This is a genomic window from Streptococcus viridans, from assembly GCF_900636365.1.
In the GTDB taxonomy this organism is placed as follows: domain Bacteria; phylum Bacillota; class Bacilli; order Lactobacillales; family Streptococcaceae; genus Streptococcus; species Streptococcus viridans_A.
Window position 1 is genome coordinate 676,844 of sequence record NZ_LR134266.1, and the last position, 22,003, is coordinate 698,846.

Genomic DNA, 22,003 nt, shown 5'->3' on the forward strand with positions numbered 1-22,003 from the left:
GTCCTCTCTAAAAATAAACTAGACTTCTTATGATTCGCTAATATTACTATGTAGGAAGTTATAGGATGAAACAAAGAAGACAAGCTGTTGAAAAGATTACCAAGTATTCGATTCGAAAATTATCCGTAGGAGTAGGACCGGTTGCTATTGGAGCCTTTTTCTTTGCAACTAGCTTATTAGGAGCGCCATCAGTACAAGCAGATCAACTGACACGAGAAGCGACAGTTCATTTAGGCTATGTTACGGAAAATGAGTTAACACCCGAAGAACAAGCCCAGGTGATTCATGCTATTCCTGAAGAGTATCAAAGTGAAGATACCTTTTATCTGGTGTATAGGAAGAAAACAGCTAGCCAGAGTATACTGCCACAAACAGGGACGACCGAATTGGCGATTGCGGGGCTTAGTTTAGCGACTGCATCCTTTGCAGTTCTTTTGCTGTCCAAGAAACATCGTAAAAAAGTAATGGGACTTTTATTAATTGGTTCTATGGGGCAAAGTCTGCTTTTGTCTATCGATGCTGCTGCCTTGCAAAATATTGAATTACGAAGCTACAATCAAACTCTTTCAATTGCAAGCAGTAAAGAATTAGCCAACGGTGTTATTCCAATTGAAGGTTATGACTATGTCGGCTATCTCCGATATTCAGCTAGTCCTAAATTGGATGGGCAAGCGCCTGTCGTGAAAGTTGAGGAAAAGCCGGCAATCTCTGATCTCTATCAACCTACAACGAAAGAGGAGACTCTATCTCAGATCACACCAAAAGAAGGACCTAGTTTCCCTGTAGTGGAAAAGCCAAAAGTTGAAGTATCAACAGAAAGTATTCCATTTGAAACTGTAGAACAACCAGATCCTACTTTGGCCAAAGGTCAAACGACGGTTCTAAGAGCTGGGCAAAATGGGGAACAAACTGTTTTAACGGAAGTGAGTACGGTAAATGGTCAGGAAGTTCGCAAAGTACTTGAAAAAACTGTAACAAAAGAAGCAGTTCCACAAATTATTGCTATTGGAACAAAGGAGGAGGTTCAACCAAGTCCTCAACCTGCTCCAGTTGTAACTGCTAAAGGAACGCAGGAAGAAGGCCATGTTGGTGAAGCTCCTGTACAGCCAGAGAACCCAGCTTATACCGGTGTCATTGAAGCCAAGGGAACGCAAGAGGAAGGCCATGTAGGCGAAGCTCCTATACAGCCAGAGAATCCAGCTTATACCGGTGTCGTTGAAGCCAAGGGAACGCAAGAGGAAGGCCATGTAGGCGAAGCTCCTATACAGCCAGAGAATCCAGCCTATACCGGTGTCATCGAAGCCAAGGGAACCCAAGAAGAAGGCCACGTAGGAGAAGCTCCTATACAGCCAGAGAACCCCGCCTATACTGGTGTCATTGAAGCCAAGGGAACGCAGGAAGAAGGCCATGTAGGCGAAGCCCCAATTCAGCCAGAGAACCCAGTTTATCAAATAACGGAAGGAACAGTTACAGAAACAGAAACGGTGCTCCTTCCGTATGAAACTGAATATGTACCAGATGCGGACCGCTATACTGATGAAGAAAGTATCCTTCAAAAAGGAGAGGCAGGGAGCCGGGAAATTCGTCGTGTCTATAAAACGGTCAATGGCGAGAAAGTTGGAGAGCCTCTCAGCACGACAACTGAAACGGTAAAAGCTCCTGTGACAGAAAAAATTAGTCGTGGGACTAAGGCGATTGAAGGCCAAACAGAGGAAGTTGCTTTTGAGGAAATTCCATTTAAGACGGTAACCGAACAAGATGCTACCTTGCTAAAAGGAAGAGAAACGGTTTCTCAAGCAGGAAGAAATGGGAAGAAGAAAATCACCAAGGTCTATAAGACCATTAAAGGTGTAAAAACTGCGGATGCTCCAACGGTTTCGGAGGAAGTAGTTGAACAAGCCCAAGATCGGATCATTCAAAAAGGAACCAAAGAACTAGACAAGCCAACCTTGACCTTGACCCAGGTCGATAAGGAAGAATTGAAGCGCAGTGCTAGGGCTTCCTATCATTTAGACAAACCCGAGGGTGTGACCATCAAGTCCATCCAGGCGGTGTTGAAGAAGGGCAATCAAGTGGTTAAAACTTTTGCCCTTTCAGAGTCTGATTTAGCAGCAGCCTTAGTGGATTTAGACTACTACAAGGATTATACGCTTACAACGACCATGGTCTATGATCGTGGAAATGGGGATGAAGAAGAGGTTCTCAAAGAAGAACCACTAAGACTTGACCTTAAAAAAGTTGAAGTCAAAAACATCAAGGAAACCAGTCTGATTAGCGTGGATGACCAAGGCCTTGAGACCGATCGTAGCCTCTTGTCCGAAACACCTTCAGATGTGAAACCTTATTACTTAAAGGTTACCACCCATGATAATAAGGTCACAAAACTGGCCATTGATAAAATCGAAGAAGTCACAATTGATGGAAAAGCATTATACAAGGTGACTGCTAAAGCACCTGATCTCATCCAACGAGCAGCAGATAAGCAGTTCAGTGAGGACTATGTCCACTACATTGCAAAACCTAAAGCTCATGAAGGAGACGTCTACTACGATTTCAACGAACTTGTAAAAGCTATGCAAGCCAATCCGACTGGTACCTTTAAGCTTGGTAGCAATATGAATGCGGCCAATGTGCCAGCAGTAGGAAAATCTTATGTAACCAATGCCTTCAAGGGAATTTTAGAAAGTACGGATGGAAATAAATTTGCCATCCATAACATTACGCGACCATTGTTTGGAAACATCGAAGGTGGTTCAGTTAAGAATCTCCTGCTTGAAAACGTCGCTATCGACCTACCTACGATAGATCGAGTAGCACCGATCGCAGGTGTCATCAAAAATAATGCGACTGTCGAAAATGTTAAAGTAACAGGAAGCGTTGTTGGAAACAATGATGTAGCTGGTATTATCAATAAAATTGATGGTAGTGGGAAGGTAAGCAATGTTGCCTTCATCGGGAAACTGCACGCTGCTGGCAATAAAGGTGGCTATCTAGCAGGTGTTGTTGGCGAGAACTGGAAAGGTATTGTAGAAAAGGCTTACGTTGATGCTGAAATCACTGGTAACAAAGCCAAAGCTGCAGGTTTAGTTTATTCTTCTCAAAACGGTGGGAATAACAATACGTTAGGTAGAGAAGGAGTTCTCAGAAACTCCGTTGCTAAAGGCTCGATCGAACTGAAAGAAGCGGTCCAATCTGGTGGCTTACTGGGGACCAACTGGGCCTTGGGTGCCATTGAAGACAACATCACCATGATGAAAGTAAAAACAGGTGAGATGGTCTTCGGACACTCGGATATCGATGCAGATGATTACTTCACCTATTCAAGAACCAAGCGCAATTACAGTGTGGAGGACGTGAGTGAAGGGAAGAAGACCTATAACAACTCCCGTAAAATCCCTAGCATTTCCCTTGCAGAAGCTGAGCAGAAAATTGAAGCAATGGGAATTACTGCTGATAAATTTGAAAGCACGAAACCTGTTGAAGATAAACTCAATAACCTTGTTAACAAAGACGATCAATACAAGGCAATTGATGGCTACGACGCCGCTCGCGAACTTGCTTACCGCAATATTGCAAAACTGCAACCATTCTACAACAAAGAGTGGATTGTCGACCAAGGAAACAAATTGGCTACGGGAAGTCCTCTCTTGACAAAAGAAGTCTTGTCTGTGACGGCCATGAAGGACAATGATTTTGTGACAGAATTGGCTGATGCTGACCATATTCTTATCCATTACTCGGATAAGACAAAAGATATCTTTAGCATTTCACCGAAAGATTCAAAAGTCAAACAAGTCGAAGAGTACAGCGTAGCGGAGCTCGGTGAAGTAGTCTACACGCCGAATATGGTGGACAAAGATCGGAGCGATCTCATTAGTGCCATCGTAGGGAAATTAAGTCCTGTCGAATTGCAATCTGATCCAATCTACACTCATCTTGGTAGAACGGGACCAAACAAAGTCAATGCCATTAAGAACCTTTACCTCGAGGAGAGTTTCCAAGAAGTCAAGGACAATCTGAATCACTTTGTCAAACAACTGGTTGAAAACCAAGACCATCAATTAAACACGGATGAGGCTGCCAAACGGGCGCTTATCAAGAAGATTGATGATAACAAAGCAGCGGTTCTCCTTGGTCTTTCTTACCTTAACCGTTATTACGGAGTGAAGTTTGATGATGTCAATCTTAAACAGCTCATGTTGTTCAAGCCAGACTTCTATGGGAAGAATGTTGATGTCTTAGACCGTTTGATTGAAATTGGTTCAAAAGAAGACTACATCAAAGGGACTCGTACCCACGATGCCTTCCGAGAAGTAGTAGCTAAACATACTCTTTCCGGTAATCTAAATGACTTCCTGAAATACAACATGGAACTCTTTACAAGTGATACAAACTTGAATGATTGGTTTATCAAAGCAACCAAAGACAATGTCTATATTGTGGAGCCAAAAACAACAACTCCTGAGTTTGCCGATAAGAAACATCGAGCATACGAAGGCTTAAATAACGATGTGCATGGTAAAATGATCTTGCCACTCTTGAACTTAAAAGATGCCCATATGTTCTTGATTTCAACCTACAATACAATGGCTTATAGTTCCTTCGAGAAATATGGTAAGAACACGGAAGCGGAACGAAATGCCTTCAAGGCGGAAATTGATAAGGTCGCAAAAGGGCAACAAAATTACCTAGATTTCTGGTCGCGTCTAGCAACGGATAAGGTTCGCAATCAGCTCTTGAAGAGCAATAATATGGTTCCGACCCCTGTTCTCGATAACCAAAACTATAAAGGCATTAGCACAGATCGTTATGGACATACAGATAATGGCAAAGATGTCGCTCCAATCCGTGAATTGTACGGGCCTACCGATCGTTATCATGCGACAGATTGGCGGATGGGAGCAGTGGCGCGAATTTACGGAAACCCATATAAAGATGATTCCGTCTTCTTCATGGTGACCGATATGGTCAGTGACTTTGGGGTTTCTGCCTTTACCCACGAAACGACTCACGTAAATGACCGAATGGTTTACCTAGGTGGCTCAAGACACCGTGAAGGAACAGATCTTGAAGCATTTGCTCAAGGAATGTTACAAACTCCGTCAGTATCAAATCCAAATGGTGAGTACAAAGCCCTAGGTCTCAACATGGCTTATGAACGTCCAAACGATGGAAATCAATGGTATAACACTAATCCAAATGACCTTAAATCACGTGACGAAATTGATCGTTACATGAAGGGCTATAATGACACTCTCATGCTTCTGGATTACCTAGAAGGGGAGGCTGTATTGGACAAACATAGTAAGGACTTAAACAATGCTTGGTTCAAGAAGGTTGATAAACAATACCGAGGAGCGAACACCAAGAATCAATTCGATAAGGTTCGGCCTTTGAGTGATGAGGAAAAAGCGATTGCTTTACACACAGTAGATGACCTCATCATCAATAATTTTATGACCAACCGTGGTCCTGGAAATGGCGTTTATAATCCATCTGACTTTGGATCAGCCTATGTGACCGTACCGATGATGACAGGGATCTATGGTGGGAACACCAGTGAAGGGGCTCCTGGAGCAATGTCCTTCAAACACAATACCTTCAGACTCTGGGGTTATTATGGCTATGAAAAAGGATTCCTAGGTTATGCTTCAAACAAGTATAAACAAGAGTCCAAACAAGCTGGACTTGCCACTCTAGGAGATGACTTCGTAATTCAGAAGATTTCTGATGGAAGATTCAGTACCCTTGAAGACTGGAAGAAAGCTTACTTCAATGAAGTGGTAACCAGTGCCAAAAACGGAATTCAGGCTATTGACATCGATGGTAAAACCTACACTAGCTATGAAGACTTGAAACGTGCATTTGCTGAAGCAGTGGATAAAGATCAAGCTACCTTAAGTAACGGCGCTGTCAAATTTGTCAATACTGTTTCACTGAAAGAAAAAATCTTTAAGAAATTGCTGCAACAAACGGACAGTTTCAAAACCTCTATTTTCAACTAATCGAAAAACTCATCTGCTCAGCAGGTGAGTTTTTGATGTTTGGTAGAGATAGGTCTCACCCTGATAAAAATAGTATAAATTTGTGTGGAATACAAAAATAGACAAAGCGTCTAAAAACGATTGAGATCTTTTAAAAACTAGTGGCAAGAGGAATTTTGAAAGTAGTGACAGAATTGCCGTAAAACGTTTTCTTTCTAGGCAAACATTTGACTATTATATATTTTAGGAGTAAACTAAGGGAGTAAAATTAATTTAAGGAGAATTCATCATGAATTTAACATTTTTAGGTCTTTGTTTTGCCTGCTTCGGCGTGTCCATTGCTGAAGGATTGATTATGAGTAATCTTTTCAAAGCTGCTTCTCGTCAACCAGAGATTATCGGTCAATTACGTAGCCTTTTGATCCTCGGGATCGCCTTTGTAGAAGGTACCTTCTTCGTAACCTTGGCCATGGCCTTCGTTATTAAATAGACTTCTCTATTTAGGAAAGGAGGTGTCAAACCTTGGAAGAAAGTGTGAATCCAACCCTAAATATTGGACCTGTATCCTTTGATTTGACCCTACTTGCCATGTCTCTTGTAACCGTTCTGATGGTCTTTGCCTTTGTCTATTGGGCAAGTCGCAAAATGACCCTTCGTCCCAAGGGCAAACAAAATGCTCTTGAGATGATCTATGATTTTGTCATTAGTTTTACCAAGGGAAACATTGGAGAGCACTATATGAAGAATTATTCTTTATTCTTGTTTTCTCTTTTTATGTTTATTTTGGTGGCCAATAATATTGGCTTAATGGCAAAAATTCAAACAACAAATGGTTATAACTTGTGGACTTCCCCAACGGCTAACCTCGGATACGACTTATCTCTCTCCTTTATGATCACCTTGATCGCACATATAGAAGGGGTTCGTCGTCGAGGCTTTAAGGAATATTTGAAGGCTTTTGCAACTCCTGGTTTTATGACCCCGATGAACCTCCTAGAAGAGGTGACCAATTTTGCTTCCTTAGCAATTCGGATCTACGGGAATATTTTTGCCGGTGAAGTATTGGCAGGCTTGCTCTTAGCCTTGTCTCAACAAGCCTTTTATTGGTATCCAGCAGCCTTTATCGGAAGCATGTTATGGACAGCCTTTTCGATTTTCATTTCATGTATCCAGGCCTATGTATTTACCATGTTGTCATCCATGTACATAGGTAAAAAAATAAACGGTGAGGAAGAGTAAGTAGAGGAGTAGAAGATGGATTTAACAATTGGTACCATTATTGGTGACTTTATACTAATCGCTGGTTCCTTCCTCTTATTAATCTTTTTAGTAAAGAAATTTGCTTGGGGCAATATTACTAGTATTTTGGATGCGCGTGCTGAAAAAATCACCAACGATATTGACGAAGCAGAGGCAGCCCGTAAAAAGGCTGAGGAACTAGCTGCAAAACGCGAAGCAGAGTTGGCAGGTAGTCGTCAAGAAGCTACAACGATTCTTGAAACGGCTAAGGAAACAGCCGAAAAAAATAAGGCCCATATTCTCAGTGAAGCTAACCAAGAAGCTCTTCGCTTGAAAGAAAAAGCGCAATTAGAAATTTCGCAAAATAAAGAAGAAGCGATGAACAGTATCAAGGGGGATGTCGCAGATCTAACCGTTAACTTAGCAGGGAAATTGCTAAGCCAACAGTTGGACTCTGAAGGCCATCGCCAACTGATCGATCGCTACCTAAATGAATTAGGAGATGCCTAATGGACAAAAAGCAATTAATGGTAATTGAGAAATATTCCCAGCCTTTTGTTCAATTGGTATTTGAAAAAAATCAGCAAGATGACGTTTATGAAAAATTAAGTCAAATAAAGGCTGTTTTTGAGGAAACAGGCCTTGCTGCATTTTTAGCTCATATCGGTGTAGAGGATGAAGAGAAGGCGAAGAGTCTGCAACTTTTCCAAAACTCGGATTCAGCATTACTAGACCATTTGATTGAAGTGGTTATTCTCAATCATCGTGAAGCCTTATTTTATGATATTGTCAAAGTGAGTATGGAGCAAATTCAACAGGTGAGCAACTGTTTTGAAGTAACCGTTTCCTCGGTTGCAGGACTCGATCAGGCTCAAAAAGAGAAGTTGATCCCTATTATTGAAAAGAAATTTGGTATTCAAGTTCGTTCTCTGAAAGAAACATTGGATCCAGATTTGATTGGTGGTTTTGTGGTTTCAGCAAATCACAAGACGCTTGATACCAGTCTAAAACGTCAATTGCAAGTCATAAAAGCAAATTTGAAATAGAAAGTGGTGTGAATTTTGGCGATTAACGCACAAGAAATCAGCGCTTTAATTAAGCAACAAATTGAAAATTTCCAGCCAAATTTTGACGTCACAGAGACCGGAGTCGTTACCTATATTGGTGACGGGATTGCGCGTGCTCATGGCCTTGAAAATGCAATGAGTGGTGAGTTGTTGATCTTTGAAAACGGCTCATACGGGATGGCGCAAAACTTGGAAACGACAGATGTCGGGATTATCATCCTCGGAGACTTTACGGATATTCGTGAAGGAGACTCGATTCGTCGGACTGGTAAAATCATGGAAGTCCCTGCTGGGGATGCCTTAATCGGTCGGGTTGTCAATCCTCTCGGTCAGCCAGTGGATGGCTTGGGAGAAATCGTGACAGATAAATTCCGTCCAGTTGAAACACCAGCTCCTGGTGTTATGCAACGGAAATCTGTATCAGAGCCTCTACAAACTGGGTTGAAAGCCATTGATGCCCTCGTTCCAATTGGACGAGGCCAACGGGAATTGATCATCGGAGACCGTCAAACAGGAAAAACCTCGATTGCCATCGATACCATCTTGAACCAAAAGGATCAAGATATGATCTGTATCTATGTAGCAATTGGACAAAAAGAATCAACGGTTCGGACACAAGTAGAAACACTTCGTAAGTATGGAGCCATGGATTACACCATTGTGGTAACGGCATCAGCCTCACAACCGTCTCCATTGTTATTCCTTGCACCTTATGCAGGGGTTGCGATGGCCGAAGAGTTCATGTACAATGGCAAACACGTTTTGATCGTCTATGATGATTTGTCAAAACAAGCCGTTGCTTACCGTGAATTGTCCCTTCTTCTTCGTCGTCCGCCAGGACGTGAAGCCTTCCCAGGGGATGTCTTCTACCTTCACAGCCGTTTATTGGAACGTTCTGCGAAAGTATCAGATGAATTAGGTGGAGGTTCTATCACTGCGCTTCCAATTATTGAAACACAAGCAGGTGATATTTCCGCTTATATCGCGACTAACGTGATTTCGATTACGGATGGCCAAATCTTCTTGCAAGATAGCCTCTTTAACTCAGGAATTCGTCCAGCCATCGATGCGGGATCCTCTGTGTCACGGGTTGGTGGATCAGCTCAAATCAAGGCCATGAAGAAGGTTGCGGGGACTCTCCGTATTGACCTCGCATCTTACCGTGAGTTGGAAGCCTTCACCAAGTTTGGTAGTGACTTGGATGCTGCTACTCAAGCCAAGTTGAACCGTGGTCGCCGGACTGTAGAAGTCTTGAAGCAACCGGTCCATGAACCATTAACAGTCGAAAAACAGGTGGTGATCTTGTATGCTTTGACACATGGATTCTTGGATAGTGTACCAGTTGATGATATCCTTCGCTTTGAAGAGGAATTGTTTGCCTTTGTAGAAGCGCATCATCCAGAAATCTATGAAACCATTCGTACGACCAAAGATCTTCCAAGTGAAGAAACAATGGATGCAGTGATTACTGATTTTGTCAACCAATCAAGTTTCAAATAGAAATAGGAGTGGCAGATGGCAGTTTCTTTAAATGATATCAAAAATAAAATTGCATCGACAAAGAATACCAGTCAAATTACGAATGCTATGCAGATGGTATCTGCTGCCAAACTTGGGAAGTCTGAGCAAGCTGCCAAGGACTTCCAAATTTACGCATCTAAGGTTCGTAAACTATTGACAGACCTCTTACATGGACACGAGGCTGAGAATGCTAAGTACCATCCATTTTTAAAGAGTCGTCCTGTCAAAAAGTCTGCTTATATTGTTATCACTTCTGACCGTGGACTAGTGGGAGGCTACAACGCCTCTATCCTCAAGTCAGTCATGGAATTGAAGGAAGAATACCATCCAACGGGTGAGGATTTTGAAGTCATCTGTATTGGAAGTATTGGGGCAGATTTCTTTAGAGCAAGAGGCATTCAGCCGGTTTATGAACTACGTGGCCTAGCGGATCAACCAAGCTTTGATGAAGTGCGGAAGATTATCAATAAGACAGTCCAAATGTATCAAAATGAATTGTTTGATGAATTGTATGTCTGTTATAATCACCACGTCAATAGTTTGACCAGTCAATTGCGGGTAGAGCAAATGCTTCCGATTATTGACTTGGACCCCAATGAAGCAGATGAAGATTATATCTTGAATCTGGAGTTGGAATCAGACCGCGATGCGATTTTGGATCAATTGCTTCCACAGTTTGCGGAAAGTATGATTTATGGAGCCATTATTGATGCCAAAACAGCTGAAAATGCTGCCGGTATGATGGCCATGCAAACCGCAACAGACAATGCCAAGAAAGTAATTGATGAATTGACCATTCAATACAACCGAGCTCGTCAGGCAACCATTACGCAAGAAATTACGGAAATTGTTGCAGGAGCGAGTGCGCTTGAGTAGTTGATTCGATGCACATTTTAACAATAAAAAAATAAGCTTGATCGCAGTTATTAATAAGCTTAGAAACTTAATAGAATAGGAGAATGACATGAGTTTAGGCAAAATTTCTCAGGTTGTAGGTCCTGTCGTTGACGTAGCTTTTGCTGCGGGCGATAAACTCCCTGAGATTAATAATGCGCTTGTAGTCTATAAAAATGACCAACAAAAATCAAAAGTCGTTCTTGAAGTAGCTCTTGAACTTGGGGATGGTGTCGTTCGCACCATTGCCATGGAATCAACAGATGGCTTGACTCGTGGGATGGAAGTATTGGACACTGGTCGTCCAATCTCTGTACCTGTCGGAAAAGAAACTCTTGGACGGGTCTTTAACGTCTTGGGAGATACCATTGACTTGGAAGAAGCATTTCCAGAAGATGCTCCTCGTGAATCCATTCATAAAAAAGCTCCATCCTTTGATGAGCTTTCTACTTCAGAAGAAATTCTTGAAACAGGGATCAAGGTCATTGACCTCTTGGCCCCTTATCTGAAAGGTGGGAAGGTCGGACTCTTTGGTGGTGCCGGAGTTGGAAAGACCGTCTTGATTCAAGAATTGATCCACAATATTGCCCAAGAGCATGGTGGGATCTCTGTATTTACAGGGGTTGGAGAACGGACCCGTGAAGGGAATGACCTGTACTGGGAAATGAAGGAATCTGGCGTTATCGAAAAAACAGCCATGGTCTTTGGACAAATGAACGAACCGCCAGGAGCACGGATGCGTGTAGCTTTGACTGGTTTGACTATTGCGGAATACTTCCGTGATGTAGAAGGTCAAGATGTTCTCTTGTTTATCGACAATATCTTCCGTTTCACCCAAGCCGGTTCAGAAGTATCAGCCCTTTTGGGACGGATGCCTTCTGCCGTGGGTTACCAACCGACCTTGGCAACGGAAATGGGACAATTGCAAGAACGGATTACCTCAACCAATAAAGGTTCTGTTACATCGATCCAAGCCATCTATGTGCCAGCCGATGACTATACAGACCCTGCCCCAGCAACAGCCTTCGCCCATTTGGACTCAACGACCAACTTGGAGCGTAAATTGGTACAATTAGGGATTTACCCTGCCGTTGACCCATTGGCATCTAGCTCTCGTGCCCTTTCTCCAGACATCGTCGGAGAAGAGCACTATGCAGTGGCTTCTGAGGTCAAACGCGTCCTTCAACGCTACCATGAACTGCAAGATATCATTGCCATCTTGGGGATGGATGAATTGTCTGATGATGAAAAGACCTTGGTGGCTCGTGCCCGTCGTATTCAATTCTTCTTGTCTCAAAACTTTAACGTGGCGGAACAATTTACTGGTCAACCAGGTTCTTATGTACCGGTTGCAGAAACTGTTCGTGGCTTTAAGGAAATTTTGGATGGGAAGCATGATCACTTGCCTGAGGATGCCTTCCGTGGTGTCGGTTCGATCGAAGATGTGATTGCGAAAGCTGAGAAAATGGGATTCTAAGAAGAGGTGAAAGATGAGTCAAATGAACGTCCAAATCGTTACACCGGATGGACTGGTTTATGATCATCATGCCGCATTTGTATCTGTCAAGACAATTGATGGTGAATTAGGGATTTTACCTCGTCATATCAATACCATTGCGGTTTTGGCTGTAGACCAAGTGAAGGTCCGTCGGATCGATGACGAAAAACACATTGATTGGATCGCCGTGAATGGTGGGATTATCGAAGTGGCAGATAATGTCATTACCATCGTAGCGGATTCGGCGGAACGCGCTCGAGACATTGATGTTAGCCGGGCTGAGCGTGCAAAAATGCGTGCTGAAAAAGCCCTTGAAGAAGCCAAAGATCAACATTCTGTTGATATGGAGCGTCGTGCAAAAATTGCCCTTCAACGAGCTATTAACCGGATTAACGTCGGAAATCGATTATAAAAATAGAAAGAAGTTGATTAAATCGACTTCTTTTTTTGAATCTAAAGATTATGAAAGGAAAGTTTTTCTTATGGTATAATAGAGGTATGATTCAAATGATTTTTACTTTTTGCAGTCACCTATTGTTTATTTTCTTCGCCTACCACCTTCTTTCAACGGTGGTTCAGTGGGAGCGTTTTTTAAAGGTAAACGCCGAAACAGCCGTAAAAATTCGGCTTCTTATTTTATTGATCAGCATTAGTCTTGGCTATTTGACTAGTAGTTTCTTTATCAGTATTTATGAATTCAGTCGGCAGTTGTTTAACGGGAACTTTTAGCTTCTTTTTTAATGAATTTATGGTATGATAGTAGTCGTGACTAAATGAAATGGAGTAATAACAAGTATGGATAAAATTATTGTAAATGGTGGTCAAAATCGCCTAGTTGGAACTGTGAAGATTGAAGGAGCAAAGAATGCAGTCCTTCCCCTTTTAGCAGCAACTGTTTTGGCCAGTGAAGGAACAACGACCTTGACCAATGTTCCTGTTTTATCTGATGTCTTTACAATGAATAATGTCGTTCGTGGCTTGAACACTCAAGTTACGTTTGATGAGGAGACCAATACAGTAGTCGTTGATGCGACTCAACCATTAACAGAAGAAGCGCCTTACAAATATGTCAGCAAGATGCGAGCTTCGATCGTTGTTTTAGGCCCTGTCTTAGCTCGGAATGGTCATGCCAAAGTTTCCATGCCGGGTGGATGTACCATTGGTAGTCGTCCAATCGATTTGCACTTGAAGGGCTTGGAAGCTATGGGGGCTAAGATTACTCAAACAGCTGGATACATTGAAGCAAAAGCAGATCGTCTTCATGGGGCGCATATCTATATGGATTTCCCATCTGTAGGTGCCACCCAAAATATCATGATGGCAGCAACTTTGGCAGATGGAACTACTGTTATCGAAAATGCAGCCCGCGAACCTGAGATTGTGGATTTGGCTTCTCTTTTAAATAAAATGGGCGCTAAGGTGCGTGGAGCTGGAACAGAAACCTTGACGATTGTTGGGGTAGATCGCTTGCATGGAGCGGTTCACAATGTTGTTCAAGACCGAATTGAAGCGGGAACCTTCATGGTTGGTGCAGCCATGACGGGTGGTGACGTTTTAATTGAAGATGCTATTTGGGAACACAACCGCCCTCTTCTTTCTAAGATGCAAGAAATGGGTGTTGAGGTAACGGAAGAAGAAAATGGTATTCGCATTCGCTCAGATGTCTCTAAATTGAAACCAGTGACGGTAAAAACCCTTCCTTATCCAGGCTTCCCGACTGATATGCAAGCCCAATTCACTGCTTTGATGGCCATGGCCTCTGGTGAATCGACTATGATTGAAACAGTATTTGAAAATCGTTTCCAACACTTGGAAGAGATGCGTCGGATGGGCTTACACTCAGATATTATGAGAGATACAGCCCGCATCCAAGGTGGAGCTAGCTTACAAGGGGCTGAAGTGATGTCGACAGACTTGCGTGCTAGTGCGACCTTGATTTTAATGGGGCTTGTAGCTGAGGGAGAAACCAAAGTGAGCAAGTTAACACACCTTGACCGTGGATATTTTAAATTCCATGAGAAATTGGTGGCTCTTGGAGCAGATGTACGTCGTGTGAAGGAAGATGATGATGAAAACTAAATTAAAAGCAATCGGAAAACAATTGGGAATCGTCCTATTGGTTCTTACGATCTTAGCGATTGTCTTCGCTCTTGGATTGGTCATTGGATATGGTGTCATTGGCAATGGGAAGGATCCTTGGTCCATTCTCTCGCCAGATACCTGGAAGGAAATCCTTCAGAAATTTACAGGTAAGTAACTATTTGTCAAAAAGAGGAGCTTGAGATTGTGATCCCAGGCTCTTTCCCATTCAGTAGAAATAGAGGAAACATTGTGGCAAACAATCAGAAGAAACCACTTAAAATGAAAAAATCGGGACAAACCCTACTGGGCTTGGTGGTGGCAGTAGCCCTCTCCATCGGTGGCTATTATTTTAGTCAACCCCAGCCAGTCGCAAGTCACTCTCAGGTTCAAACGGTTGTTACTTCGAGTCAAGAAGCAACCCCGAGTAAGGAACTAGCGGAGAGTGTTCTGACAGATAGTGTTCGAGCTAAACTAGGAAAGAACATTCAATGGAACGAAGCGGGCGCTTTTATCATTAATCAAAACAAAACCAATCTGGATGCGGATGTTGCGAGTCTCCCTTATGCAGATACCAAGACAAAGACTGTAAAAGGAAGAGAGATCCCAACAGTTGCCAACGCTTTGATGACCAAGGCGACTCGTCAATACCAAAAGAGAGAACAGACGGACATAGATTGGGCTCCCGCTGGCTGGCACCAAGTAACCAATTTAGCTGGGGAATATGACCATGCGGTTGATCGGGGACACCTTCTCGGCTATGCCTTGATTGGCAACTTAGATGGATTTGATGCCTCGATGACGAATCCTAAAAATATTGCGGTTCAAACAGCTTGGGCCAATCAAGCGCGTGATAGTTTTTCAACGGGACAAAATTACTATGAAACCCTTGTTCGCAAGGCCCTAGACAAAAATAAACGGGTCCGTTATCGGGTGACACTCTACTATGCATCGGATGAAGATTTAGTACCAGTTGGTAGTCAGATTGAAGCGAAATCCAGCGATGGTAGTCTAGAGTTTAATGTCTTTGTTCCGAATGTCCAGAGTGGGATTAGTTTGGATTATCGTACTGGAAAAGTAACAGTGCATCGCTAAGCTAAAGATAAAATAAGAAGTAGGATGAAAAGGATTCGGTTGGCTTTGCTGTCAACTGGATCTTTTTCTTTTTATGACTTCAATCTTTAGTTTATTTTAAGAAAAGTAAGGTATATTATTGTCTTCTAGACCTAAACAGAGGTCTTCTCAAGGAAAGGAGGAGCTTGTGAGAACCATTATAGGCATGATTCGTTTTCTAATACGGGCCATTTGGAGTCTTGTTTGGGGCTTGTTTTGGACCCTAACCCTTAGTTTTGCTCTACTGGTTGGTGTTCTATTCTTTAGTGGCAAAACCGGTAGCGGGATTGATGGGGTTAGTCGAGCAGCCCAAACGGTTGTCACGCAGGTGGATGCTTATTTTCATCGAACTGGTCCTTTGCTAGGTCCGGGAAGTCCATCTGCTCAAGAAGGTCTTGCAACAGATGGTCATACCTCTACAGGAGCAAGGTGGGATCATGCAACTGCAAAAGTTTATCTAGATCCTGCAATGGATGAGACCTTTACTCTTGCTTATGAGGAAGCTCTTGAGTCTTGGAATCAGACAGGGGCCTTCACTTTCCAACTTGTCACCAGTGAAGAAGAGGCAGATATCCTCTTGACAGAGATGGATGATAGCACGGTTTCTGCAGCAGGTGAAGCAGAAACCCAGACCAATGTTTTAACCAATCGTTTCAAACGGGTGATTGTTCGTTTAAATCACTATTACCTATTAAATAAGCAGTACAACTATTCCCATCAACGGATTGTGAATACAGCTGAGCATGAACTAGGCCATGCCATTGGTTTGGACCATAATGAGGAAGAGTCTGTCATGCAGGCAGCTGGTTCTTTTTATAGCATTCAAGCGAGGGATATTGAGGCTGTTCGTCAACTATACAAGGAGTAAGGATGATCAAACGCATACTGTATCTTATTCGAACCTTTCCAGAACAAGTGGCACTCTTCGTGTTTAACTCTGGAATCTTTCTTTGGATATTCCAAAAAGGTCAATCAATTTCCCATGAATTAGGCATTCAACAGGCTTGGGAAAACTATGCTCCTGAGGGAGTCCGTCAATTTTTCGGGGACAATAAGGAAGCTGTTCAAGCTTTCTTCTCCCATTCGGCCATTACTTGGCTGATTGGCTCTATGATAATCCTGCTTGTGATTCGCTTTGTGAAGGGAGTCATCAAATGGGGCTTGTTTTTGCTGGTGATTGGCATCGGGCTTTTCCTAGCCTATCAGTACAGTCAAATGGCTTCCAATGTCTCAGCGATTTAAAAAGTAAGGAAAGGTCAAGCGCATCTAGCGTTTGGCCTTTTCTTCAATTGTCAATTTGTCAAAAGTAAGGTACAATGAAACTATGATTATTTTACAAGCCAACAAAATTGAACGCTCTTTTGCAGGGGAGGTTCTTTTTGATAATATCAGCCTGCAAGTGGATGAACGGGACCGGATTGCCCTGGTCGGAAAGAATGGAGCTGGCAAGTCGACGCTCTTAAAAATCTTGGTGGGAGAAGAAGAGCCGACTTCTGGGGAAATCAATAAAAAACGTGACCTTTCCCTCTCATATCTCGCTCAAGATAGTCGCTTTGAGTCGTCCAATACCATCTACGATGAGATGCTTCATGTCTTTGACAATCTCAGAAAGACCGAGAAAACCTTACGTCAAATGGAGCTTGAGATGGGGGAAAAAACTGGGGCTGACCTAGATAAACTCATGCAGGATTATGACCGGCTATCGGAAGAATTCCGTCAAGCTGGTGGCTTCACCTATGAGGCAGATATCCGAGCTATTCTAAACGGCTTCAAGTTTGATGAGTCCATGTGGCAGATGAAGATTGAAGAGTTATCTGGTGGGCAAAATACCCGTCTCGCTCTGGCCAAGATGCTCTTGGAAAAGCCAAATCTCTTGGTACTGGACGAGCCGACCAACCACTTGGATATTGAGACCATTGCCTGGTTGGAAAACTATCTGGTTAATTATAGCGGGGCCCTTCTCATTGTCAGTCACGACCGATATTTCTTAGACAAGGTCGCAACCATTACTTTGGATTTGACCAAGCATTCCTTGGACCGCTATGTCGGCAATTACTCCAGCTTTGTGGAGCAAAAAGAGCAAAAGCTTCTGACCGAAGCTAAGAACTACGAGAAACAACAAAAAGAGATTGCAGCGCTCGAAGACTTTGTTAATCGTAATTTGGTGCGGGCCTCAACCACCAAACGGGCCCAGTCTCGTCGCAAGCAGTTGGAAAAAATGGAGCGCCTAGACAAGCCCGAAGCTGGGACCAAGTCTGCCCATATGACCTTCCATTCTGATAAGACCTCTGGCAATGTCGTCTTGACAGTAGAAGAGGCGGCCGTTGGCTATGATGATCAAATCCTGTCCGAGCCGATCAATCTGGATATCCGTAAGATGAATGCGGTCGCTATTGTGGGACCAAATGGGATTGGGAAATCTACTCTTATCAAGTCCATCGTCGGGCAGATTCCTTTTATCAAGGGGGAAGCCCGTTTTGGAGCCAATGTCGAAGTAGGCTACTATGACCAGACCCAAAGTAAGCTAACCCCTCATAACAGTGTCTTGGATGAACTCTGGAATGACTTTAAACTGACACCAGAAGTGGAGATCCGCAATCGCCTAGGAGCCTTCCTTTTCTCAGGGGACGATGTCAAGAAAACTGTCGGCATGCTGTCAGGTGGAGAGCGGGCACGCCTGCTATTGGCAAAGCTTTCTATGGAGAATAATAACTTCTTGATTCTCGATGAGCCGACCAACCACTTGGACATCGATAGCAAGGAAGTACTGGAAAATGCCTTGATTGATTTTGATGGGACCCTGCTCTTTGTCAGCCACGACCGCTACTTTATCAATCGGGTAGCGACCCAAGTCCTAGAACTCTCAGAAGAGGGCTCGACCCTTTATCTGGGAGACTATGATTATTATCTGGAGAAAAAAGCAGAGTTAGAGGCCCTTGCTGCAGCGCAAGCAGAAGCTGAGCCCGCTTCTTCAACGGAAGAAGTCACTGGCAATGACTATCACTTGCAAAAGCAAAACCAAAAGGAACTCCGCAAAATCACCCGCCGCATTGAGCAATTGGAAGCAGAGATGGAAGAGCTGGATCAAAAAATCCAAGCCATCACCGAAACCATGCATAGCACCAATGATGCAAAAGACTTGGTACAACTCCAGAGCGACCTGGACCAACTAACCGTCCAGCAGGAAGCGGTCATGGAAGAGTGGGCAGAACTGTCAGAGCAGGTAGAATAGATGGAAGATCTTGGAAAAGTTTTTCGCGAATTTCGAATCAGTAAAAAATATTCATTGAAAGAAGCTGCAGGAGAAGCTTGCTCGACTTCCCAATTATCCCGTTTTGAATTGGGGGATTCGGATCTGGCTGCTTCGCGCTTCTTTGACATTTTGGACAATATCCATGTGACTGTTGAGAATTTTATGGATAAGGCCAGAAATTTTCAACACCATGAGCATGTGGCCTTGATGGCTCAGATTATTCCGCTTTACTATTCAAATGATATTGATGGTTTTCAAAGGCTTCAAGGAGAACAACTTGAAAAGGCTAAACGTTCGACCAATCCCTTTTATTTTGAATTGAACTGGATTTTGTTACAAGGGCTGATTTGCCAGAGAGATGCCAGCTACACCATGAAGCAGAGTGATCTGGACAAGGTGGCGGATTATCTCTTTCAAACGGAAGAGTGGACCATGTATGAGTTGATCCTCTTTGGCAATCTTTATAGCTTTTATGATGTGAACTATGTCACTCGGCTTGGTAGAGAAGTGATGGAGCGTGAAGATTTCTACAAGGAAATTGGTCGCCATCGAAAACTAGTCTTGATTCTAGCCCTCAATTGTTACCAGCATTGTTTAGAACACCGTTCTTTTGAAAATGCTAGCTATTTTGAAGCCTACGTAGAAAAGATTATCGGCAAGAGCATCAAACTCTACGAACGCAATATCTTTCATTACCTTAAGGGATTTGCTCTGTATCAGAAGGGCAGAAAAGAAGAAGGGCAGAAGCAAATGCAGGATTCCATGCATATTTTTGATGTGCTAGGACTGCCAGAGCAGGTAGCCTATTATCAAGAACACTTTGATAAATTTGTAAAAAATGAATGTTCCTAAATAGGAGAGATAAAGGAGATTTTATGAACCGACATGCGGTCCAATTAATTAGTCGTGGAGCGATTACCAAAATTGGAAATATGCTCTATGATTATGGGAATAGTGTCTGGCTGGCCTCGATGGGGACTATAGGAAAGACGGTATTAGGAATCTATCAGATTTCTGAGTTAGTGACAGGGATCCTCGTGAATCCTTTTGGAGGGGTGATTTCAGACCGTTTTTCTCGTCGCAAGATTTTGATGACGACCGACTTGGTGTGTGGTCTCCTGTGTTTGGCGATTTCTTTTATCAGGAACGATCGTTGGATGATTGCGGCCCTGATTGTTGCCAATATTGTTCAGGCCATTGCCTTTGGTTTTTCTCGACCTGCCAATAAAGCCATTATTACAGAAGTTGTGGAGAAAGAAGAGATTGTAACCTATAATGCGCACTTGGAGCTGGTCTTACAAGTTGTTAGTGTCAGTTCTCCCGTGTTTTCTTTCCTAGTTCTACAATTTGCCAGTCTCCATGCGACACTCTTACTAGATGCGCTGACCTTTTTCATTGCCTTTGTCCTAGTGGCATTCCTTCCGAAAGAAGTAGCAAAGGTTCAAGAAAAGAAACAGTTTACGGGGAAAGATATTTTTTCTGATATCAAGGAGGGGTTAGACTATATCTGGCATCAGAAAGACATTTTCTTTCTCTTGTTGGTGGCTTCCGGCGTTAATTTCTTTTTTGCGGCTTTTGAGTTTTTACTTCCATTTTCCAATCGACTCTACGGGGGCAAGGGGGCTTATGCGACCATCTTAACATTGGGAGCTATTGGATCTATTCTAGGAGCACTTGTTGCCAATAAAATTACATCAAGTATGAAAATTCTCCTGTTTTTACTGATCATGGCAGGTGTAGGAGTATTCATGATGGGCTTGCCTCTTCCGACTTATCTTTCCTTTTCGGGAAATCTGGTCTGTGAATTTTTTGTGACCATTTTCGACATCCACGTTTTTACTCAAGTGCAAACCAAGGTGGAAGATGATTATCTGGGGAGAGTCTTGAGTACGATTTATACTTTGGCTGTTCTCTTTATGCCCATCGCCAAGGGTTTGATGACTTGGTTGCCAAGTGTCCGAGTAGATTCCTTTCTCCTGATTGGAGCTGGAGTTATTCTCTTTTCGCTCTTGGCTCAGCTAGTAGCTAAGCAGCTTCAATCAAAAGAACAGTAAGGATCCTTTGATAAATTTGTAAAACACTAATTTTCCCAAATAGGGGACAAAATAAAAACCTCTTTCATGAACTGGTACAATAGTTTCAGAAAATGAAGGAGGTTTTTTTGATGAATCGACATGCAGTCCAATTAATTGCTCGTGGGGCGATCAATAGAATGGGAAATATGCTCTATGATTATGGGAACAGTGTCTGGCTAGCCTCGATGGGGACTATAGGAAAGACAGTGTTGGGGATTTATCAAATTTCTGAACTTGTCACCTCCATTCTAGTCAATCCATTTGGAGGCGTGATCTCAGACCGTTTTTCCCGTCGCAAGATTTTGATGACGACCGATCTGGTGTGTGGACTCCTATGTTTGGCGATTTCTTTTATCAGGAATGATCGTTGGATGATTGCAGCCCTGATTGTTGCCAATATTGTCCAGGCCATTGCCTTCGCTTTTTCTAGAACTGCCAATAAAGCTATTATCACAGAAGTTGTAGAGAAGGATGAGATTGTGACTTATAATGCCCGCTTGGAGTTGACTTTACAAGTGGTTGGTGTTAGTTCTCCTGTGTTCTCTTTCCTTGTTTTACAATTTGCCAGTCTCCATGCGACCCTCTTACTGGATGCGCTGACCTTTTTCATGGCTTTTGTCCTTGTGGCTTTGCTTCCGAAAGAAGAAGCCAAGGTTCAGGAAAAGAAACAGTTTACGGGAAAAGATATTTTTTCGGATATGAAAGATGGACTAGACTATATCTGGCATCAGAAAGAGATTTTCTTCCTCCTCTTGGTGGCTTCCAGTGTCAATTTCTTTTTTGCGGCTTTTGAGTTTTTGCTTCCTTTTTCGAATCGCCTTTACGGGGTCAAAGGAGCCTATGCGACCATCTTAACATTGGGGGCTATCGGCTCCATCATCGGAGCTTTGATCGCCAATAAATTTAAATCAAGCATGGAGATGCTTCTCTTCTTATTGATCTTAACAGGAGTAGGAGTCTTCATGATGGGCTTGCCTCTTCCGCCTCTTCTTTCCTTTTCTGGAAATTTAGTCTGTGAACTCTTTATGACAATTTTCAATATTCATTTTTTTACTCAGGTTCAAACCAAGGTGGAGGGAGACTATCTGGGCAGGGTCTTAAGCACCATTTTTACCCTAGCTATTCTCTTTATGCCGGTGGCTAAAGGTTTGATGACCTGGTTACCAAGCGTCCGAGTAGAATCCTTTCTCCTGATAGGAGCTGGCGTCATCCTCTTTTCACTCCTAGCACAAGTAGTCGCCAAGCAACTGCAATCAAATGAAGGTAAATCAGCATGAAAA

19 protein-coding genes are annotated in these 22,003 nt (G+C 42.9%); all 19 read left to right on the top strand.

Annotated elements, in window-relative coordinates:
• The first annotated feature begins 65 nt into the window (after positions 1–65).
• A complete protein-coding gene (locus EL081_RS03670) occupies positions 66–6,005 on the top strand; it encodes a ZmpA/ZmpB/ZmpC family metallo-endopeptidase (protein ID WP_126404015.1) in 5,940 nt (1,979 codons plus the stop codon).
• Between the two features lie 268 nt (positions 6,006–6,273).
• Positions 6,274–6,474: a F0F1 ATP synthase subunit C gene (locus EL081_RS03675; protein WP_006596628.1), complete on the top strand. Its 201-nt coding sequence runs from the start codon at positions 6,274–6,276 to the stop codon at positions 6,472–6,474.
• A 32-nt stretch (positions 6,475–6,506) separates the two neighbouring features.
• Positions 6,507–7,223 carry a F0F1 ATP synthase subunit A gene (atpB, locus tag EL081_RS03680; protein ID WP_126404016.1) on the top strand — a complete coding sequence of 239 codons (717 nt, stop codon included), beginning with the start codon at positions 6,507–6,509 and terminating at the stop codon, positions 7,221–7,223.
• Positions 7,224–7,238: 15 nt separating this feature from the next.
• A complete protein-coding gene (gene atpF / locus EL081_RS03685; RefSeq protein WP_126404017.1) occupies positions 7,239–7,733 on the top strand; it encodes a F0F1 ATP synthase subunit B in 495 nt (164 codons plus the stop codon).
• On the top strand, positions 7,733–8,269 hold the full coding sequence (locus tag EL081_RS03690) for a F0F1 ATP synthase subunit delta (RefSeq protein ID WP_126404018.1): 537 nt from the start codon (positions 7,733–7,735) through the stop codon (positions 8,267–8,269). Before atpF ends, EL081_RS03690 begins: the two co-directional genes overlap by 1 nt.
• A 15-nt stretch (positions 8,270–8,284) precedes the next feature.
• Positions 8,285–9,790: a F0F1 ATP synthase subunit alpha gene (gene atpA, locus EL081_RS03695; protein WP_125335369.1), complete on the top strand. Its 1,506-nt coding sequence runs from the start codon at positions 8,285–8,287 to the stop codon at positions 9,788–9,790.
• A 15-nt stretch (positions 9,791–9,805) separates the two neighbouring features.
• Positions 9,806–10,687 (top strand): F0F1 ATP synthase subunit gamma, encoded by an 882-nt coding sequence (locus EL081_RS03700; RefSeq protein WP_006596944.1) that lies wholly within the window; start codon positions 9,806–9,808, stop codon positions 10,685–10,687.
• Between the two features lie 88 nt (positions 10,688–10,775).
• Entirely contained in the window at positions 10,776–12,182 is a 1,407-nt protein-coding gene (gene atpD / locus EL081_RS03705) for a F0F1 ATP synthase subunit beta (protein ID WP_006596622.1), read from the top strand.
• A gap of 13 nt (positions 12,183–12,195) precedes the next feature.
• Complete coding sequence (locus EL081_RS03710; protein ID WP_006596621.1) at positions 12,196–12,615, top strand: F0F1 ATP synthase subunit epsilon; 420 nt, start codon at positions 12,196–12,198, stop codon at positions 12,613–12,615.
• Positions 12,616–12,701: 86 nt separating this feature from the next.
• On the top strand, positions 12,702–12,932 hold the full coding sequence (locus tag EL081_RS03715) for a DUF1146 family protein (protein ID WP_040803274.1): 231 nt from the start codon (positions 12,702–12,704) through the stop codon (positions 12,930–12,932).
• A gap of 66 nt (positions 12,933–12,998) precedes the next feature.
• Complete coding sequence (gene murA, locus EL081_RS03720) at positions 12,999–14,282, top strand: UDP-N-acetylglucosamine 1-carboxyvinyltransferase (RefSeq protein ID WP_023026629.1); 1,284 nt, start codon at positions 12,999–13,001, stop codon at positions 14,280–14,282.
• On the top strand, positions 14,272–14,460 hold the full coding sequence (locus EL081_RS03725) for a DNA-directed RNA polymerase subunit beta (protein ID WP_126404019.1): 189 nt from the start codon (positions 14,272–14,274) through the stop codon (positions 14,458–14,460). The genes murA and EL081_RS03725 overlap by 11 nt, the downstream gene beginning before the upstream one ends.
• Positions 14,461–14,564: 104 nt before the next feature.
• Complete coding sequence (locus tag EL081_RS03730) at positions 14,565–15,377, top strand: DNA/RNA non-specific endonuclease (protein WP_185946472.1); 813 nt, start codon at positions 14,565–14,567, stop codon at positions 15,375–15,377.
• A 166-nt stretch (positions 15,378–15,543) separates the two neighbouring features.
• Positions 15,544–16,263, top strand: coding sequence for a matrixin family metalloprotease (locus EL081_RS03735; RefSeq protein WP_126404021.1), 720 nt, complete (start codon positions 15,544–15,546; stop codon positions 16,261–16,263).
• A gap of 2 nt (positions 16,264–16,265) precedes the next feature.
• Positions 16,266–16,637: a hypothetical protein gene (locus tag EL081_RS03740; RefSeq protein ID WP_126404022.1), complete on the top strand. Its 372-nt coding sequence runs from the start codon at positions 16,266–16,268 to the stop codon at positions 16,635–16,637.
• A gap of 82 nt (positions 16,638–16,719) precedes the next feature.
• Positions 16,720–18,627, top strand: coding sequence for an ABC-F family ATP-binding cassette domain-containing protein (locus EL081_RS03745; RefSeq protein ID WP_126404023.1), 1,908 nt, complete (start codon positions 16,720–16,722; stop codon positions 18,625–18,627).
• Positions 18,628–19,500: an XRE/MutR family transcriptional regulator gene (locus EL081_RS03750; RefSeq protein ID WP_126404024.1), complete on the top strand. Its 873-nt coding sequence runs from the start codon at positions 18,628–18,630 to the stop codon at positions 19,498–19,500.
• Between the two features lie 23 nt (positions 19,501–19,523).
• Positions 19,524–20,702, top strand: coding sequence for an MFS transporter (locus tag EL081_RS03755; protein ID WP_126404025.1), 1,179 nt, complete (start codon positions 19,524–19,526; stop codon positions 20,700–20,702).
• A 110-nt stretch (positions 20,703–20,812) separates the two neighbouring features.
• Positions 20,813–22,000, top strand: coding sequence for an MFS transporter (locus tag EL081_RS03760; protein ID WP_126404026.1), 1,188 nt, complete (start codon positions 20,813–20,815; stop codon positions 21,998–22,000).
• Positions 22,001–22,003 lie beyond the last annotated feature (3 nt).

What these genes read in the sequence shown, in the direction of transcription:
- EL081_RS03700 (WP_006596944.1), top strand. Translation starts at nt 9,806, where the DNA reads ATGGCAGTTTCTTTAAATGATATCAAAAATAAAATTGCATCGACAAAG.
- murA (WP_023026629.1), top strand. Translation starts at nt 12,999, where the DNA reads ATGGATAAAATTATTGTAAATGGTGGTCAAAATCGCCTAGTTGGAACT.
- EL081_RS03740 (WP_126404022.1), top strand. Translation starts at nt 16,266, where the DNA reads ATGATCAAACGCATACTGTATCTTATTCGAACCTTTCCAGAACAAGTG.
- EL081_RS03710 (WP_006596621.1), top strand. Translation starts at nt 12,196, where the DNA reads ATGAGTCAAATGAACGTCCAAATCGTTACACCGGATGGACTGGTTTAT.
- EL081_RS03725 (WP_126404019.1), top strand. Translation starts at nt 14,272, where the DNA reads ATGAAAACTAAATTAAAAGCAATCGGAAAACAATTGGGAATCGTCCTA.
- EL081_RS03730 (WP_185946472.1), top strand. Translation starts at nt 14,565, where the DNA reads ATGAAAAAATCGGGACAAACCCTACTGGGCTTGGTGGTGGCAGTAGCC.
- EL081_RS03755 (WP_126404025.1), top strand. Translation starts at nt 19,524, where the DNA reads ATGAACCGACATGCGGTCCAATTAATTAGTCGTGGAGCGATTACCAAA.
- EL081_RS03745 (WP_126404023.1), top strand. Translation starts at nt 16,720, where the DNA reads ATGATTATTTTACAAGCCAACAAAATTGAACGCTCTTTTGCAGGGGAG.
- atpD (WP_006596622.1), top strand. Translation starts at nt 10,776, where the DNA reads ATGAGTTTAGGCAAAATTTCTCAGGTTGTAGGTCCTGTCGTTGACGTA.
- EL081_RS03670 (WP_126404015.1), top strand. Translation starts at nt 66, where the DNA reads ATGAAACAAAGAAGACAAGCTGTTGAAAAGATTACCAAGTATTCGATT.
- EL081_RS03760 (WP_126404026.1), top strand. Translation starts at nt 20,813, where the DNA reads ATGAATCGACATGCAGTCCAATTAATTGCTCGTGGGGCGATCAATAGA.
- EL081_RS03690 (WP_126404018.1), top strand. Translation starts at nt 7,733, where the DNA reads ATGGACAAAAAGCAATTAATGGTAATTGAGAAATATTCCCAGCCTTTT.
- EL081_RS03750 (WP_126404024.1), top strand. Translation starts at nt 18,628, where the DNA reads ATGGAAGATCTTGGAAAAGTTTTTCGCGAATTTCGAATCAGTAAAAAA.
- atpF (WP_126404017.1), top strand. Translation starts at nt 7,239, where the DNA reads ATGGATTTAACAATTGGTACCATTATTGGTGACTTTATACTAATCGCT.
- EL081_RS03675 (WP_006596628.1), top strand. Translation starts at nt 6,274, where the DNA reads ATGAATTTAACATTTTTAGGTCTTTGTTTTGCCTGCTTCGGCGTGTCC.
- EL081_RS03715 (WP_040803274.1), top strand. Translation starts at nt 12,702, where the DNA reads ATGATTCAAATGATTTTTACTTTTTGCAGTCACCTATTGTTTATTTTC.